The sequence below is a fragment of the Nostoc sp. genome, assembly GCF_036919495.1.
Taxonomy (GTDB): Bacteria; Cyanobacteriota; Cyanobacteriia; order Cyanobacteriales; family Nostocaceae; genus Nostoc.
This window is the reverse complement of record NZ_JBALBZ010000141.1, coordinates 1-18,073: the sequence shown is the minus strand read 5'-3', so window position 1 is coordinate 18,073 and position 18,073 is coordinate 1. Positions and strand designations below refer to the sequence as shown.

Here is an 18,073-nt window from a genome sequence, read left to right as displayed (position 1 = left end):
CCGCAAGGCAAAAGTCAAAAGGATTGTATTTCAGGCTTTTGTGCATTTTAAATAGTATGTTTATTTTTGCGTCCGCCGTACTAGTATATTCATTAGTGTTAAAATGAGATTTGTGCTGACACCTCTAAGAATTAGCATATTTTTTTTGCCTTTTTGGTATGTAACTTTTCAGTTCTGCAAATTATGGCTTAGGTGTCTATAGCTGTAATTTTATTGGCTGAAGCGGAGTCTAATTATGGTATTTGACCTAATACATGTTAATAATAGTAGTAAATAAAATATAGTATTTATAAATTTTTAGATTCAATACCAACTTTTGCTACAAAGCGTTAAATATAGTTTCTTAATTCACTATTTTTTAGCGATCGCACTACCTACTCTCATAAAATAGGCAATTTATGGTTTTTCTTCTGTTTTCTCTCAACAATAGTTTCACTTACTAAACTTAAATTGTTTAGTTATGGCTTGAAGTCTGCTTAAACTGATAAACAAAAACAATTTTTATCTTAACACCCAAATTTATAAAGCTTAAATCCTACCATAGGTTGCCATTTTTTATACATTTTTTTATGACTTGACCAATAAATTTACACTAGTACTAAAATTTTTGTAAATACCTGTAACCAAGTTCCTGTGGTAATATTTGTAAGGTGTGACTAAATTAACAGTATAAATTTTATCAAATAAAAGTAGAAACGAGTGTTTGTTCTTCATCAAAAAAAAACAAGCATTTTTTGCTTTGTTAACCTATCCTTTACCTTAACCTTCATCCTTTAGGGGTATCCTGAGAAGCGCTCACCTGAAAAGTTATTCAAACATTGATAGCGATGCCCTCAAATTTTAGTGTAATAAAAATCCATCGCCTCACAGCTTCAGTTTCAGTGTTAGCACTGACAATCAGCCTAGCTGCATGTGGTGGCGGACAGCAAAACCCAGATAACACAGCCACTAAGGATACTCCTTCTAGTACTGCTACAAATACCACAGCTTCCAGTACAACCAAATTAGATTTGGGTGGAAATGTCAAGTTAAGCGGGGCTGGTGCGTCTTTCCCAGCACCACTGTATGATACATGGTTTACGGATTTAAACAAAAAATATCCAAATCTACAAGTTGATTATGCTTCAGTTGGTAGCGGTGCTGGAGTTGAGCAATTTATCAAAGGGACTGTAGACTTTGGTGCCAGCGATGTTGCCATGAAGGATGAAGAAATTCAGAAAGTGCCAGCAGATAGAGGCGTTATTTTACTGCCTGTAACTGCTGGTAGCATCGTGCTAGCTTACAACTTGCCAGATGTTGCAGAACTAAAGCTACCACGAACTGTTTACGCCGATATTCTACTAGGCAAAATTAAGTCTTGGGATGATCCCCAAATTGCCAAGGCTAACCCAGGTGCAAAGCTTCCTAAACAGCCAATCACAGTTGTTTATCGTTCAGATGGTAGCGGAACAACAGGTGTGTTTACAAAACACCTCAGCGCTATTAGCCCAGAGTGGAAGACTAAAGTTGGTGAAGGCAAAACTGTCAACTGGCCTACGGGAGTTGGTGCTAAGGGTAATGAAGGTATTACCGCCCAAATCCAACAAACACAAGGCTCTATTGGTTATGTCGAGTACGGCTATGCCAAACAAAATAATCTCAAGTTTGCTGCTTTAGAAAACAAAGGCGGTAAGTTTATTGTACCTAGTGAGGAGTCAGCCTCTAAAACTCTAGCATCAGCAACTCTACCACCCGATCTCCGTGTTTTCATCTCCGATCCAGAAGGGGCTGATTCCTATCCCATCGTCACTTATACCTGGATTTTGGCTTACAAGAAATATCCCAATGCGGCGAAAGGTAAGGCAGTTGAAGCTGCGATCGAATACGCTTTAACTGAGGGACAAAAACAGGCTGTTGCACTAGGGTATGTTCCTCTACCCCAAAACGTCATTACAAAGGTGGCTGCTGCTGCCGATCAAATTAGTCCAGATTATAAAATCGCTGTTGGTAGTGGTACTAGTGCTAGCAAGTAGCTACAGTCAAGACATGAAGCATTCCTAGACAATAATTTTTAGGCTGCTTACTAAACTATAGGCATTCGTAATTTGGAACTCTGTTTTACCAATGTCTCGGTTTCAAAAGACGATGAGGCAACAAATTTGTTGATATGGTTGCCTCCCATATCTTCCTCTGATTTAATTGTGAAAGTCGGTAGTCATGACTACAAATTCTCAAAACCTTTCATCAGCGACAAAAAATCGCTCTGATGTAGAAAAATCCCTAGATCGGGGTTTTATTTGGCTTACTAAAATTTTCGCCTTTGGGGTTGCTGCCACTTTACTATGGATCGGCTTCCAGGTTGCAATTGCTTCTGGGCCCGCCATCCAAAAGTTTGGTGCTAGCTTTTTAGCTAACACCACTTGGAACCCGGTTAATGATACCTACGGGGTTCTACCTCAAATTTATGGAACTCTCTTGAGTTCTTTTATCGGTTTACTGATAGCAGTACCGATTGGAGTTGGTACTGCTATTGTACTAAGCGAGGATTTTTTACCCGCAAAAGTGAAGTTGGTACTGGTTTTTGCGGTAGAACTGCTTGCAGCTATTCCCAGCGTTGTCTACGGCGTGTGGGGTATTTTTGTTTTAGTGCCTATTATAACTAACTTGGGAAAATGGCTCAACAGTTACTTTGGCTGGATACCATTTTTTAGCACCTCCCCTACAGGGCCAGGAATGTTACCGGCGGGAGTCATATTAGCAATTATGACTTTGCCTATCATTACAGCCCTATCGCGCGATGCCTTGATTTCTATACCCCCCAGTTTGCGCCAAGCCGCTATAGGACTAGGGGCAACCCGATGGGAAACCATCTTACAAATTCTGATCCCAGCAGCCTTTTCAGGGATAGTTAGTGCTGTGATGTTGGCACTCGGTCGAGCAATGGGAGAAACAATGGCTGTAACAATGTTGATTGGTAATTCCAACAACATTAGTATTTCACTGTTAGCACCAGGCAATACGATTTCTTCTCTACTAGCAAATCAATTTTCAGAAGCTAGTGGTTTGCAAGTTTCGGCTTTAATGTATGCTGCTTTAGTTCTATTCTTCTTGACCTTGGTAGTCAATATCATGGCCGAGTTTATCGTTCTGAGAGTCAAGCGACTATAGCTTAGTTTTGGGTTGAATTATGACTTCTAGTTTTCCAGAGCGCAGTCTAACTCGCGCTCCCATGTCTCAAAGGACACTGTTTAATACAGTAATGACTGTAGTCGCATTTATCTGTGGGATATTGGCACTTGTGCCTTTGATAGCAGTGCTTTCTTACGTCATTATTCAAGGCTTTAGCAGTTTGAGTCCCAGCGTCTTTTTTGAACTGCCACCCAAAGCTCTACAGCAGGGAGGAGGCTTTGGTAATGCAATCTTAGGCACACTATTAATGGTAGGAATTGCTGCGGTGATTAGCATCCCATTTGGTGTTTTGGCGGCGATTTACATCACAGAATTTAGCTCGGCCAATGTAGCGAGATGGGTACGTTTTGCAGCTAATGTTCTGAGTGGAGTCCCCTCAATCATTGCTGGAGTCTTTGCCTATGGCATTGTAGTTTTGACACTGGTAAAGTTAAACTTAGGATCATACTCTGCTCTCGGTGGAGGGTTTGCACTGGCAATTTTGATGTTGCCAATTATTGTCCGAACCACTGATGAAGCCTTGCAGTTAGTATCGCAAGATTTGCGACAAGCATCTGTAGGGTTAGGAGCAACTAACTTTCAAACAGTGAGTCAAGTAGTGCTGCCAGCAGCCTTACCTGCAATTGTAACTGGGGCAACCCTAGCGATCGCCAGAGCATCTGGAGAAACCGCACCTTTACTATTTACCGCGCTATTTTCCAATTTTTGGCCTGGTAGCTTATTTGAACCGACAGCTTCTCTTGCTGTTTTAGTTTACAAATATGCTATTTCTCCGTTTAAAAATTGGCAATCATTAGCTTGGGCAGCATCTTTAATTTTGGTCTTGATGGTTCTAATCACAAGTATCATCGCTCGCTGGGCAACTCGCCAGAAAGCTTAGTCAAATAGCATCTACATAGCGGATTTGTATCGCTAAAACTAATACTACATTTAATTTATGGCTAACAACATTAGCACAGTCAACGATACTCAAACCGTTTTACGCACCGAAAACCTCAACGTTTACTACGGCAAATTTTTAGCCTTGAAAGATATCTGGCTAGATATACCAAAAAATCAGGTGACAGCCTTTATCGGCCCTTCTGGTTGTGGTAAAAGTACCTTGTTGCGATGCTATAACCGCCTCAATGACCTGATTGAGTCATTTCGGGCAGATGGTAAAATACTTTTTTACGATAAAAACTTGTATGCATCCGACATTGATCCTGTAGAAGTGCGTCGTCGGATTGGGATGGTGTTTCAAAGACCAAACCCTTTTCCCAAATCGATTTATGACAATATTGCTTTTGGAGCCAAAATCAACGGCTACAAAGGTAATATGGATGAATTAGTAGAACGGAGTTTGCGACAAGCAGCTTTGTGGGACGAAGTAAAAGATAAACTGCGACAAAGTGGTTCGTCTTTATCTGGTGGACAACAACAGAGGTTATGTATTGCTCGTGCGATCGCAGTCCAACCTGAAATTATATTAATGGATGAACCTTGCTCTGCCCTTGACCCTATTTCTACGTTGCGGGTTGAAGAATTAATTCACCAACTTAAAGAGCAATATACCATCGTTATCGTTACCCATAATATGCAGCAAGCAGCGCGGGTTTCTGATAAGACAGCCTTCTTTAATGTTAAAACTACAGAAAACGGAGGTCGTAACGGCTACATGGTAGAGTACGACGCCACAGAACTAATTTTCAACAATCCTCAGCAGCAAGATACTAGAGATTACGTTAGCGGCAGATTTGGATAAGTAGATAAATATTACACATTGTTGATCTTAGAACATTGAGGGATACTCGGAAACTAAAGCTGGGCGATATTCCTCTAGTTTTTTATTTGTTTGCCAAGGTTAGCGTAGGCGTAGCCTGCCGCAGGCATCGCTTACTCAATCATGGCTGTTTCTTATTCAATAAAAGCAATAATTAAGCTGTTTAATATTAAGACTTACATTGACTGCATGGGTAAGATACCCACTCAAAAATAAGTCCCACACATATCGCAGTACTACTATTGGCTTGGCTTGCTAGTTATTATCTAACTGTAAGTTTTGTGATAATTATAGAGTCCTTGGTAAACCAAATCTTAAAATCTTTCTCTGTGTTCTCTGTGCCTCTGCGGTTGGTTATTTAATCCAAGCATTGTTAGCTTGACAGAGTAGTAGTACACTGTGGCGGAAATTTGCCTAGCTTGGAAAACGGGATTTTGTCTCTTGCCTTTAATATATTAATATATCTGATGAATTTACACCGTGCTGCACTAGGGCATTATAGACTTTTTCTAAGCGGGCGGCGGGAATCGAACCCGCATTAATAGCTTGGAAGGCTATAGTTTTACCACTAAACTACGCCCGCAACTTTCCAACCATATAAATGTAACACAGTTTTTGCAAAAATTCAAGAGTTTAGTTGGAATTAGCAGGTTGGATTTTGATCCTGACATACAGATTGCTCAATTCTGGTTTTGTGCCATCGTTGTTGTGAGCAGCAATAAACTTTTCTGTTTTGAAAACTTCGCTGAGGACTTGCTGATATGTGCTTTTTTCACTTTGCAATGTTGCTGGTTCTATTTCTAGAACTACAGCCTGTTGAAAATTGCCATTCTTATCAATTATTAAGCTAGCCAAGAGTTGTGCTGGTTCAAGGCCAGAATTCTGAACAAGAAAACTTGAGTCTAATTCTTTTGTGTTGCTTCCCCTGTATAAAGCGATAACGTCGGGTAAAGCATCTTGTCGTAATCTTCCTGATTGTATCAAGCTACTCACTTCATCTCTAAGCAAAGGAGCTACTATTGCTACCGATGCTCCCTGAGTGTGGGTGCGTGGAGTTTCTCTAGTCGGAGTTGCTGGAGTTTCCTGAGTAGAGGTGCGTGGAGTTTCCTTAGTCGGTGGTGCTGGAGTTTCCTGAGTGTGGGTGCGTGGAGTTTCTTTAGTCGGTGTTGCTGAAGTTTCTCTAGTCGGTGTTGCTGGAGTTTCCTGAGTGGGGATGCGTGGAGTTTCCCTAGTTCGAGTTGGTGGAGTTTCTTTAGTCGGTGTTGCTGGAGTTTTCTGAGCGAAGGTACGTGGCGTTTCTCTGTTTTCAGCTTCCGAACCTGGTGAATTTGATGGAACACCTGTTGGTAGTAGCGTTCCCTTTCCCAGTTTGATTTCTTGACGGCGGTTCCAAGGTAGATTACCGACTGGAACTGTAGGTGTCGGTGTAGATTTTGGTGTCGCCGTAGCAACTCTCTGTTGTCTAAAGGGTTGGCTATTAGGTTGAGAGGCGTGAGTTTGCCTCTTCTGTTGGAGATTATCCGCAGAATTTATTGCGCCAAAATCTTGATTTCTGGGCGTAGTTCGTGCCTTTTGTGGTGAACGTGCTGGTACAGACTTTTGAGTTGCGGATGCTGGCTTTGGCGAAACTGTTTTAGCTGTTGATTTGATTTTGGTTATTGATTTTGATTTGGGAGCAATGTCTATCAATTCAATGGGAACAGCAGATTGACTTTGTTGGGGAAACCACAGACTAAATGCATTAGATGAGCGCATTAGCCAGAACGCTAGCAAGTGCAGAGAGACTGAACCTATAACAACAGAAATCCACAAAGCTGGTGGATCGCTGTGTCGCCTCCAGACTTTGCTTGGAATTGGAGTTTTGTCTGCAACTGATAGTGGCATATTATATAAACTGGATATGATTAGGCACTCTTACTCATTGTTAATGCTTTAAAATACCAGCCTAAATTTTAGCGATTAACCATTACTTCTGGTGTAACAGCAAAAGTCAAAACTGTTTCATCTACTCCTTTAAGTTCTAGCGGACTACCTTTAGTAATTTCTTCTTCCTGCAAATAATCTGCCACGGCAGCAGAAACTAGAATCGTACCGGGAACAGCAGCAGCTTGCAATCTTGCAGCAATATTCACACTTGGGCCAATAGCAGTATAATCAGCCCGTTCAGAACTACCAAACATCCCCACAACAGCAGTACCTTGGTGGATACCGCACCGAAACTGGACGCTAGTAAGTCTGTCACCATCGAATACGCCTTGGTTTCGCCAGCGCTGGTTCAACTCAGCCAGTGAGCGGTGCATTGCTCTTGCTGTACTGATGGCACGACGCACTTGTTCATTGGGGGTTAGCTCTTCCGGCGCTCCATATAAAGCTAAGATAGCATCTCCCATAAATTTATCTACAGTGCCGCCATTGCCAAATACAACTTTGGTCATGGCTTCTAAATATTCATTTAGTAACTCTGCGACTCGTCGGGATCTGAGAGTATTTGATAGCTGTGTAAAACCCACGATATCACTAAACAAAACTGTAATTAAGCGTGGTTCTGGGCGCAAATCTAACGTTAAATCTCCGGTTGCGGCTTTTTGTACCAATACAGCTGGTAAAAAGCGCTTTAGCACCGATTCTGTTAGATAAGTATTTAACTCCACAATTCGCCGTTCATTTTCCTTCAATGCCAAAAGATTCCGAACTTCCGCCAAAAGTTCCCGATCATTAAATGGTTTTGCTAAATAAGCATCTGCACCATGTTCTGTACCTTCGATGCGGGTTTCCTCATCAGCTTTTGCTGTCAGCAGAATGATTGGTATTCCTCTCAACTTCTCCTCTTTGCGGATCATCTGAATCATTTCAAGTCCGCTCACCAAGGGCATCATTAAGTCAGTCACAATCAAGCTGGGTATAATTTCCTTAGCTCTACTGTGCCCTTCAGAACCGTTACGAGCTGTCTGCACATGATAGCCATTACGCCGGAAAATCTCAGATACATAGGTTCGTAAATCCGGGTTATCATCTACAACTAAAATTGAGTGCTGAGTCTTAAGTGCTGAGTCTTGAGTATCAATACTGGGGGAAAGGTTTATTTTAATATCTTCAATATTGTCTGTTGTTGACTCTACCAATTCTAAATCAGCCAATTCTACGCTAGCGCGGCTTGTATTAAGTTCGGTAGGCGTTTCTATTACTTGCTGTGTGGGTAAATGAGCATTTCCAGTCACAAGCAATAAACTAAAGGTAGTGCCTTGGCCGTAAACTGATTCCACAGTGACTTGACCACCATGTAATTCGACTAATTCTTTAACTAAAGCTAAACCCAAACCACTACCTTCATAGGATCGGTTTGCTGAACCTTCAGCTTGGCGGAAGCGCTCAAAAAGGTGGGGAATTTGTTCTTTAACAATACCAATTCCAGTATCTTGTACTTGCAATATGCAGCGATCGCGCTCAGATTTTAGTCTGACACTAATCGTCCCACCTTCGGGAGTAAACTTCATGGCATTTGACAGGAGGTTATAAACCACCTTGTCAAATTTTTCCATGTCCAAGTACACCGGAGAACATTCATCTAACTGGGTGACGAGATGCAATCTCTTTTTCTCGCAGTAGGGACGAAAAGATTCCACAATTTGGGTGACAAATTCTGCTAAATCGCAGGGATGGAAACTAGGCTGCATTCTCCCCGCATTCAGGCGTTGTAAATCTAGGAGTTGATTTACCAGTCGCAGTAGACGGCGGGAGTTACGCAGGGCGATCGCACTTTGGGAGTAAGATAATCCTTCACCAGCCGCCACCGCCGATTCTAAAGGTCCTTGAATCAAGGTGATGGGTGTACGAAACTCATGGGAAATATTTTGGAAAAATTCAGTTTTTTGTTTATCTAATTCCAGTAAGCGTTCAGCTTGTTGGCGAGTTTTTTGATATAAGTATGACTGCTGTACAGCGATCGCTGCTTGAGCTGCTACTGCTTTAGCCAAATCAATATCAGATGACAGCCATCGGCGTACTTTTTTACCTTCATGTAAAGTAATACTACCGATACATTTACCATCAGCCAATAATGGCACAAACATTAGCGATCGCGCTGGCATGTTTAACGGCAAATCAAAACCCTGCACATCTGAGGGAGAATGGCTCACATTACCAATTACCACAGGTTCATGTGTCTGTAGCATTTGTTGGAGGATTGGATTCTCCTGTATAGATGCTTGAGAATAGGGTAATCTCGGAGGTAACAGGTGATTATTGCTACTGGAATTACTGTCTAGGGTTGGTGATACCTGGGTTGGGCTGTGCCTACGTAAATTTTCCGAATGTTGAAAACTGTCATACAAGCCCACACACTGGACAAACTCATCTTCCTCTGTCCACAAAGACAAGACACAGCCATCGACTTGTAATGCTTGTCCCAATTGCTGGGTGATCGCCGCAAAAATATCTTGGGGGTCTAAGCTAGAGCGAATCGCGCTAGTAATTGTATTAATTAGGGCTTCTCGCTTGGCAAGGGCACGTACTTGCTCGTAAGCATAAGCTTGAGACAAAGCTAAAGCTGCCTGATCCGCCACCATCAACACTAGCTGCACCTCATCCTCCTCCCACAAGCGAGGCAGAGAACACTGATGCAGTGCCAGCACTGCCATCAGTTCTTGTTGGCAGATCAATGGCACAACTAAACTAGAGCAAATGTTAGCGGCAGTAAAAGCTTCCCCACGTTGGCGCAGTTCGGGAGTATTACCATGAATCCGCTTATCATCACTTACATAGTGAATCACCTGGACTTCACGAGTTTCCCACACAGTTTGAGCCAAAAGAGGCAGAGGGACAGAGGGTGAGAGGGGTACAGCAGAAGAATTATTTGCCTGCACCCCTGTTTCTTCAGAAAGAGGCTTCTGATAAATAAATCCTTTATCTGCTAACTGCTCATCTTGGAAGGGACGCAATAGGCAAACATCCACCTCCAACATGTGACCTACTGTATCTACAATTGCCTGCAAAATTTGGCGATAGTCTAAAGCACTGCGAATCGTATTTGTGACAGTATTCAGCAGCGATTCTTGTCGGAGTGTGCGGGTAAGTTCGCGGGTGCGGGCTTTGAGGACATTGTGAGTATCCAAAGCTTGTCGTACCACTGCTTTGAGTTCCTCAGCTTCCCACGGTTTAGTAACATATTTAAATACCTTACCAGCGTTGATAGCTTCCACCAGGTCTTCGACATCGGTGTAGCCAGTTAAAATAATCCTGATAATATCTGGATATTGAGTTGCTGTCAGGCTCAAAAATTCTGTACCGCTCATCATCGGCATCCGCTGATCGGAGATGATTACCGCGACCTCCCCCTCTTGAGCCAGCAGATCGAGTGCCGCAGGGCCAGAGTTTGCCCTTAGCACCTTATAGTCGCGATAGAAAGTGCGGTAAAGCAAGTCAAGGTTGTCTGGTTCATCATCGACAACCAAAATTTTAGGCTTACTGTTTGCTTGGGATTTCATGCACCGCTTTCCTGCTGCAACGGCAGTCGGATAAAGAATAATCTGATCAGGTAAGGATTTTTCTGAGTCAGGTAAGAGCAGAGCATTTCGACCAATAAGGCTTTTTGGCTACATGACTGCTGAGTGTAGGAGCGTTTACGCACAGTAATTAGTCTCAATGGCTTATGCCTATTACCGTTTGCGTTGGTGCAGTGTAATTGCTTTCATAATCAGTTTTAGGGTTACAGAGTCGCTGCTTCCTTGCCAAATCTTCCTTCACCTCCTGTGAGTAATGTCTGATACTACATACAGCGCTCATAGCTAGCTGACAAATCCACATGAAGCTGCATATTAAGTTTGCCCTTTGCAGCGGTTGTACTAACACTTGCAGGTAAATTTTATTTATGGTAGTCATGGTAGAGTCAGTAATATTAAAATAAAAAGATTTAAAGCCTAAAGTATACTATTAGACAAATACCTCCTTCTAATTTAGCAATCAGAACTATCATTAAGACAAGTGTAGGGTTAATAAGTTAGGGATTTTAGATATTGAAGATTCTTCCCCAGCACCTGCACAGGCTGTTACTATGACCTATCAAAGCCAGTGCGCCCTTGCGGTGCCGACTTGTACTCCTCCGAGGAAGCAAGCTACGCACAGCGTCTCGTAAAGCCTGCGGCATTAGATTCGCTTAGGGCGCAGCCTCTCGTAGAGAAGAGAAGCAACTGGCTCTCAAAAGTTAAAAGTCTATAATTTTGAGCTGTTTGGCTGTAATGAAATGATAGGTTTATTTCTGCCGACCTGTATGTAGTAGTAAAGTCCTGTTAGTGTAGCGGCAATTGCCTAAGCGAGTTCAGTACTGTAACTAAAGGTGGTTTGCAAGCAGAATTTGTCAGTAGTGTACTTACTTAACAATTTTGTAGGTAATGTTTACGGACAGGTTATGCTAGTTATCTACCCATTCACCTAAACCTGTTCCACTTTACAGATGTTTTTGTGGTAAACAAACTGATATTCTCCCTACCTAAAGCAAGGGATGCACTTGAACCTACTGAACTTAAGATTGTAGCTTGATGAAGCTGTAACTTGTAAGACTTTGACTTTTCCAAAAATACAGGCTATAAAACCCCAAACTAAAGTGGAAAACTTTGTATGCTCCACAAGCAAAAGCGAATTAGCAATCTTAGGTTAGTTCAATATCCTGGGCAGATATAAAGTTTTTCTTCAGTTGAAATGGTATTTGAGGAGATTTGAGAAAATTTTCGTTGAATAAAATCAATACTAAACTAGCCTTGAAATATCGGTTTTTTCATCCATGCCAGCAACAGCCAATCAATCCAGCTTGCTGCCAATTTCAAATTCGTACAGCTACATCCGCTGATTTGATCAGTGTTTCTCAAATTATTGCTGAAAGCTTTCACTCCCAACAGGGTATGTGGGGATGGGCTTTTCCATTGCTACGTCTCGGTATTTACGAAGACTTAAGGCATCGCATGGCATCACCTCCGTCGCGTCATATTTGTTTAGTCGCTTTTGAAGCTACTAGTGGTGCGGCTAACAACTTAGTGGGAAGTGTAGAACTGGGTGTACGTTACAGTGATTCGTGGAGCCAGGTTGGCATGGGTTTTCCTTACTTATCTAATTTAGCAGTTCACCCACAATACCGTAGACACGGTGTTGCTTCAGGGTTACTGACTAGCTGTGAAAAAGTTTCTCGTGACTGGGGATTTCAAGACTTATATCTCCACGTTTTGGAAAATAACCATCAAGCAAGGCAACTTTATTTCAAGTTGGGATATCGGGTGCATAAAGTCGAATCGAATTGGAATAAATTTTTCCTAAGACGCTCAAGCCAAATGTTATTGCACAAGCCTTTGAGTACTGATTCCACTATTTGAATTTTATTTGGGCAGAGAATAAGCAAGTTTTGATGTTGTAATTACTTTTGGGAAAATTTTTACTAATATAGATAATTAAAGCACAAAATAACTTAATTAAAACTAAGCTACTATTAGCTAAAGGACTGATATTTTATTTTTGAAATACATGCAAGGTGTGCCAGACGAGAGTACAGCACTGTCCAAAGACTTTGTTACAGACTCCGTTCTAACGCACCCTACACATACTTATATTTTTGAAAAAATTATTGAACCACTACATCTACGAGAGGTTTCCGCCGATGCGTAGCGTCTCGTAAAGAAGAAAAGAAGCAAAAAAGTTTACGAATCATTTAGGACTGTTATATAGCTTTAAATAATTTTTTTAAGCACATTCTGTTTGTACTTTTTATAGAGCTTTTTATTCGTAATATTAAAAAATATATAACTTTGAAAAACTTATCTTAAAGGATTAATTTATTAAACTTTGCCTTTTTTGTTTGCTATTAAACGACAAGTATTTTAGAATATTTTATATAGATAAATAAATTAATTATAATGAAAATAGCTGTAGAATTGCTCGGATAAAACTAGCAATAGCTCATAATAACTTTTTAATTAAGATATTCATCTTTATAAAAACTTTAAGAAAACCCTCTCATAATTGGAAGACAAATGTAGTTATATCTCATAAAATATAATCACTCAATTACTAAACACTGCCTATTTATTACTATCTTAGGAAAATTGGCACAAATAGTCTTGATAATATAAAGAATTCAAAAACCTGATTTGACATAAAAGCTAATTTTGTTTTGAAGTGCATACTACTACCAAATTCGTTGAAAGTTTAAAAAACATGGATAGCGAACAGCATCGGCGCTATCAGACCTCTATGGTATCAACTTATTACCCTGAAGCTAGTTTCCATGATTCTCTTGTCATGCCAGACGGAACTGAGCAATCGCAAGGCTCGGATATCCTTACACGTTTACACAGTGGGGAAGTTTTCATCGTCAATAGTCGTAGACGAAATGGATTAATCCTCTTTAAACGCTACCATGCAGAGTTTGCTGGGCCTGGGGCTGCTGTAGGTGGGGATTACGATTGTGATTGCCAAAGGGCACTGCCCATAGGTAATCTGTCTTTATTAACTCTCGAATCTAATTCTAATCAAGAACGCCAGAATGCTTACAAGATTAGGCGACAGTGGATTCGATTGATCAAACAAATTACAGAAAACCCAGTGCCTGGGCAGCGAGTTCAGAAAATTCTCGATCAATTTGAACAATACTTTCCACCAGATATAGTGGCTCTTCTGCCGGATGTTGCTTTTGCTCTTTTAGTAGGTGTGCTGCCGCAAACAGTGGGAATGGTACGCCGTTTAGGCAGTGAGGTAAACAGCCGATTTAATTACTGAGTGAATTGCTAAAATTCCAAATTTGCCAAAGCAGCTTGAACTCGATTAATAGTACGGGCGTTTTCCTCGATTGTTCCTACAGTAATTCGCAATCCTGGGCTAATGTGTCGCACAACGGTGCCAAGTGTTCTAAGTTTCTGGTGGAAAGTTTTTAACGCAGCATCTTGTGAATTAAAGCTATTTGGTTTAAGACGTAGGTAAATAAAGTTAGCAGCGCTTGCGGTAATTTGTAGTTCTGGTTGCTGGGATAAAATTTCGATGAGTTTGGCTCGTTCACTCAGGATTTGGGGAATTGACTCTAATAAGATTGTACGGTTTTGTAAAGCAACTAATGCTGCTGCTATGGAAAAGCTAGGGAGATTGTAAGGTAAGCGAACTTTTTCTAAGATGGCGATCGCTTCGGGATGAGCGACGCAATAGCCAATACGGAGAGCTGCCAACCGGAAAGCTTTAGAAAAAGTGCGTAATATTACCCAATTAGGACGCTGTGCTAATTCACCTACTAGGGTAGTTTGACTGAATTCAAAGTAAGCTTCATCAATTACTACCAAAATATGCTCACTCAAACTTCTTAACCATGCCAACTCTGCCGCAGTTAAGCTATTGGCTGTCGGTGAATTGGGATGCACTACAAAAACTACGCGAATGGGGGGATTTTGAGTATTTTCGATCGCAGCCTGTGCAGCTTTTAAGTCAATTTCAAAATTTGTTTCATTTCTACCCACCGCAACTACAGGAATACCTAAAGTTTGTGCCAAAATTCCGTACATCGAGAAAGTGGGATTGGCAACTAGAATTGAACCTTCTCCTCCTAAACAGGTGGCGATTAATAAAGAACGGATTAGTTCATCTGAACCATTTCCAACAGAAATATTGGCAGCAGTATTGGATAGCGAAAAACCGGCTGATTCATTTACGTATTGGGCGATCGCATCTTTAAGTGTCTCATGTCCGCCATCGGGATAACGATTTGTTTCAATTACTTGCTGATATGTCCAGGCTAACTTTTCTTTTAACTCAGGTGGTAAATCATAAGGGCTTTCATTTGTATCTAGCCGATCAAATTGCCCGGGGACAGATTCGGCTGTATCGCTGCTAGGGTGAGCTTTGTACGCACTAAATTTGGCTAAATCTGACCGGATAAAGGGAAGCATAATTTTAGTAATTAGTAATTATTCATTGGTCATTTGTCATTTGTCATTTGTCATTTGTAACTAAAGAAAGGACAAATGACTAAGGACATTATTTATGTAAGAGTTTAATATTTTACAGCTTCAAGGTAATTGGCAAAAGAGGCGAATTGCCTGCCAAATTTCTTCTATAACATTACCCAAGGCGTGATCGCTGTCGAGTTCGACTAACTCTACCCAAGGACGCGAACGCCCAAAGTTACGACTGGCTTCGATGGGGATAACTTCATCGTTTTTTCCATGCAAAATCAGGGTGGGGATAGGACGTTGCAAAAACTTCTCTTGGTATTGGGCAGCATCTGTAACAAAATCGTAACTTAAGGGAAGCTTTCGCTCCTGGCCATAGTGGTAGACCATGATATATTTTTCTTGCTGCCAACGTTGTAGTTCTTCATCGCCTAGCTTGGGTAACCAATGGGATAAAAACTCAAAAGCTGGTGCTAGCAGCACGAGACGTTGTACTTGTAAATATTGCTGTCCTAAGTGGGCAGAGGTCAAGCCGCCTAAACTTGAGCCAATGAGCGTTACTGGCGTAGAATTATTACTGAATTCTGCGGCAACTTGAGTAATTTGACGAGTGATTGTCAACTGCGAAAAATCGCCAGCATTTAGATCCGGAATTTTTAGCTTTGTGTGAATTTGGGCAAAGCGATCGCCTATATCCCGCGCTTTGGCAGAATTAGGGCCAGAAGCGAAACCGTGAAGATATATATATTGCAAAGCTGTAGATAGTTGGGAGTGAGAAGTTAAGAATTTTAAGTTATGAGTTTCTTTCTTCAACTCATAACTTAAAATTCTTAACTCTTAACTCCTAAATCTTATTACCGCATTGTGACAAATTCTTCCGCTACTGAGGGATGGATACCAACGGTAGCGTCAAAGTCTTTTTTAGTTGCGCCCATCTTCACAGCGATCGCTACACCTTGAATTATCTCACCAGCATGTTCACCCACCATGTGAGCGCCTAGCACTTTGTCAGTGTTGCTATCAACCACCAACTTCATCATTGTTTTCTCTTGCTTACCAGTCAAACTATAGTACATAGGTCGAAAGCGAGTGTGAAAAATTTTGACGGCATCACCGAGTTTTTCCCGTGCTTCAGCTTCAGTCCAGCCGACTGTAGCGGCTTCTGGGGTAGAAAATATGGCAGTGGGAACAGTTTCGTGACTGAATTCGCGGCGGTTATTACCGAATTCACTATCAGCAAAGGCGCGACCTTCACCAATGGCGACGGGAGTTAAATTGATTCGGTCTGTGACATCGCCAACGGCAAAGATATTCGGTTGATTAGTTTGACTATATTCATTGACTGCGATCGCATTTGTGGTATTGTAACCTGGCCCTTCCATAGAAGTAGCAACAACATCAACCCCAGCGTTTTCTAAACCTAGTCCATCGACATTGGGAGTTCGACCAGTCGCCACTAAAAACACATCGGCAATTACTGGTTCTTGGTCTTCCCCTGATAAAGTCAGTTTAAAACCTTCCGGCACGCGTTCAACTGTTTTTACCACATTATTCTTAATTAGCCGAATTCCGTGGTTCGTCATCCCCTCTTCAATTTCTGTACGGATGTCCTCATCAAACCCCTTCAAAATCTTTTCACCTCTGGTAATTTGTGTAACCTCAGAACCCAAACCACGCATGATACAGGCAAATTCTGTGCCAATATAACCAGCGCCAAGAATGACGATGTGTTTTGGTTGTTCTTTTAGATGAAAGATTTCGTTGGAGGTAATGCCATATTCCATCCCTGGTAAATCTGGCTTGATGGGACGCCCACCAACAGCAATTAAAATTTTATCTGCTGTAACTTTCCGTCCATCCACTTCTACTGTGTGAGGGTCTAGCAATGTGGCGCGACCAGAAATTAATTCTACTCCCGCTTTTTCTAAAAAGCTGATATGTAGTTGCGACAGTCGCCGAACTTCCTTATCTATAGATGTAATGAAATATTCCCAGTCTAACTCGGCATTACCTACTTTCCAGCCATAGCCTGAAGCTTCACTGAACAGTGCAGGAAAGTGAGATCCATAGACCATGAGTTTTTTGGGAATGCAACCGCGAATAACACAAGTGCCACCAACTAAATCATATTCTGCGATCGCCACCTTTGCCCCATAGCTAGCTGCCCGTTTGGAAGCCGCCAAACCTCCAGAACCCGCACCAATTACAAACAGGTCGTAATCAAAAGTCATAAATTTATGTTCTCTTTAGCAATAAATTAGTTCCTGGGAACTTACACAGAAAACGTCATTGAATTATATAAGGATATCCGGTGAACCCTGTGTAAGTCCTGTCCTTGATTTAATCTAGCGTTAGCAGATGTTCTCTCGTCGTAGGGAATATCACTTTTTGCTTTGGTTGCTGTAGAGGCAGTAACTAAAATTGTTTGTCATGGTTCTGCCTCTGGTTTCGGGCATAAATCTGTGCTACTGCCTTGGAGCAGCTAAGTCCCACAGTACTTACGCAAAATTAAAATTATGACAAAACCAACCGCCTTCGGCATTCGCAGAACATTTTGTACCTCCATTAGCAGTTTTTATGTGCTTGGAAGCTGAGTTGGTGTTACAGGTGTTGGAGGAGTTGGGGTTACGGGTGTTGGAGGAGTTGGGGTTACGGGCGTTGGAGGAGTTGGGGTTACGGGTGTTGGCTCAGTTGGGGTTACGGGTGTTGGAGGAGTTGGGGTTACGGGTGTTGGCTCAGTTGGGGTTACGGGCGTTGGAGGAGTTGGGGTTACGGGTGTTTGAGGAGTTGGGGTTACGGGTGTTTGAGGAGTTGGGGTTACGGGCGTTGGAGGAGTTGGGGTTACGGGCGTTGGAGGAGTTGGGGTTACGGGTGTTTGAGGAGTTGGGGTTACGGGTGTTTGAGGAGTTGGGGTTACGGGTGTTTGAGGAGTTAGGGTTACGGGTGTTTGAGGAGTTAGGGTTACGGGTGTTGGCTCAGTTGGGGTTACGGGCGTTTGAGGAGTTGAGGTTACAGACGTTAGAGGATTTGGAGTTACAGGGGTTAGAGGAGTTGAGGTTACGGGCGTTAGAGGAGTTGAGGTTACGGGCGTTAGAGGAGTTGGGGTTACGGGCGTTGAAGTAGTTGAGGTTACAGGCGTTGAAGTAGTTGAGGTTACAGGCGTTGAAGTAGTTGAGGTTACAGGCGTTGAAGTAGTTGAGGTTACAGGCGTTGAAGTAGTTGAGGTTAC

At 41.9% G+C, this 18,073-nt stretch carries 13 protein-coding genes and 1 tRNA gene; 8 read left to right on the top strand and 6 right to left on the bottom strand.

Translation table 11 applies throughout. From position 1 onward, the window contains the following. Positions 1-827: 827 nt before the first annotated feature. The 4 genes from pstS to pstB all read left to right on the top strand — a co-directional run bounded on the left by pstS (position 828) and on the right by pstB (position 4,912). The gene (gene pstS / locus V7K25_RS19530; RefSeq protein WP_335160159.1) at positions 828-2,012 is read left to right on the top strand and encodes a phosphate ABC transporter substrate-binding protein PstS; all 1,185 of its coding nucleotides are present in this window, start codon (positions 828-830) and stop codon (positions 2,010-2,012) included. Positions 2,013-2,196: 184 nt separating this feature from the next. Further along, positions 2,197-3,147 carry a phosphate ABC transporter permease subunit PstC gene (gene pstC, locus V7K25_RS19525; RefSeq protein ID WP_335160158.1) on the top strand — a complete coding sequence of 317 codons (951 nt, stop codon included), beginning with the start codon at positions 2,197-2,199 and terminating at the stop codon, positions 3,145-3,147. Between the two features lie 19 nt (positions 3,148-3,166). Then, on the top strand, positions 3,167-4,048 hold the full coding sequence (gene pstA, locus V7K25_RS19520) for a phosphate ABC transporter permease PstA (RefSeq protein ID WP_335160157.1): 882 nt from the start codon (positions 3,167-3,169) through the stop codon (positions 4,046-4,048). 57 nt (positions 4,049-4,105) lie between these two features. Next, positions 4,106-4,912 (top strand): phosphate ABC transporter ATP-binding protein PstB, encoded by an 807-nt coding sequence (gene pstB, locus V7K25_RS19515; RefSeq protein WP_335160156.1) that lies wholly within the window; start codon positions 4,106-4,108, stop codon positions 4,910-4,912. A 530-nt stretch (positions 4,913-5,442) separates the two neighbouring features. On the opposite strand, the gene V7K25_RS19510 is transcribed toward pstB, so the two are convergent. The 3 genes from V7K25_RS19510 to V7K25_RS19500 form a co-directional block, all read right to left on the bottom strand. Continuing rightward, positions 5,443-5,513: transfer RNA gene (locus tag V7K25_RS19510), tRNA-Gly, on the bottom strand. Positions 5,514-5,563: 50 nt separating this feature from the next. Beyond that, positions 5,564-6,814 carry a hypothetical protein gene (locus V7K25_RS19505; RefSeq protein ID WP_335160155.1) on the bottom strand — a complete coding sequence of 417 codons (1,251 nt, stop codon included), beginning with the start codon at positions 6,812-6,814 and terminating at the stop codon, positions 5,564-5,566. 68 nt (positions 6,815-6,882) lie between these two features. Beyond that, positions 6,883-10,413 (bottom strand): response regulator, encoded by a 3,531-nt coding sequence (locus tag V7K25_RS19500; RefSeq protein WP_335160154.1) that lies wholly within the window; start codon positions 10,411-10,413, stop codon positions 6,883-6,885. A 1,242-nt stretch (positions 10,414-11,655) separates the two neighbouring features. On the opposite strand from V7K25_RS19500, the gene V7K25_RS19495 reads away from it, so the two are divergent. The 3 genes from V7K25_RS19495 (at position 11,656) to V7K25_RS19485 (ending at position 13,687) form a co-directional block, all read left to right on the top strand. Beyond that, complete coding sequence (locus tag V7K25_RS19495; protein WP_442948101.1) at positions 11,656-12,288, top strand: GNAT family N-acetyltransferase; 633 nt, start codon at positions 11,656-11,658, stop codon at positions 12,286-12,288. Positions 12,289-12,427: 139 nt separating this feature from the next. Further along, positions 12,428-12,577 (top strand): hypothetical protein, encoded by a 150-nt coding sequence (locus V7K25_RS19490; protein ID WP_335160153.1) that lies wholly within the window; start codon positions 12,428-12,430, stop codon positions 12,575-12,577. Positions 12,578-13,126: 549 nt separating this feature from the next. Further along, positions 13,127-13,687 carry a hypothetical protein gene (locus tag V7K25_RS19485; protein ID WP_335160152.1) on the top strand — a complete coding sequence of 187 codons (561 nt, stop codon included), beginning with the start codon at positions 13,127-13,129 and terminating at the stop codon, positions 13,685-13,687. 8 nt (positions 13,688-13,695) lie between these two features. Here V7K25_RS19485 and V7K25_RS19480 read toward each other — a convergent pair whose 3' ends face one another. The 3 genes from V7K25_RS19480 to gor form a co-directional block, all read right to left on the bottom strand. Next, positions 13,696-14,841 (bottom strand): histidinol-phosphate transaminase, encoded by a 1,146-nt coding sequence (locus V7K25_RS19480; protein WP_335160151.1) that lies wholly within the window; start codon positions 14,839-14,841, stop codon positions 13,696-13,698. 120 nt (positions 14,842-14,961) lie between these two features. Next, positions 14,962-15,597: a YqiA/YcfP family alpha/beta fold hydrolase gene (locus tag V7K25_RS19475; RefSeq protein WP_335160237.1), complete on the bottom strand. Its 636-nt coding sequence runs from the start codon at positions 15,595-15,597 to the stop codon at positions 14,962-14,964. A 101-nt stretch (positions 15,598-15,698) separates the two neighbouring features. After that, positions 15,699-17,075: a glutathione-disulfide reductase gene (gene gor, locus V7K25_RS19470; protein ID WP_335160150.1), complete on the bottom strand. Its 1,377-nt coding sequence runs from the start codon at positions 17,073-17,075 to the stop codon at positions 15,699-15,701. A 346-nt stretch (positions 17,076-17,421) separates the two neighbouring features. Between gor and V7K25_RS19465 the strand changes: the two genes are divergently transcribed. Next, on the top strand, positions 17,422-17,967 hold the full coding sequence (locus V7K25_RS19465) for a hypothetical protein (RefSeq protein WP_335160149.1): 546 nt from the start codon (positions 17,422-17,424) through the stop codon (positions 17,965-17,967). Positions 17,968-18,073 lie beyond the last annotated feature (106 nt).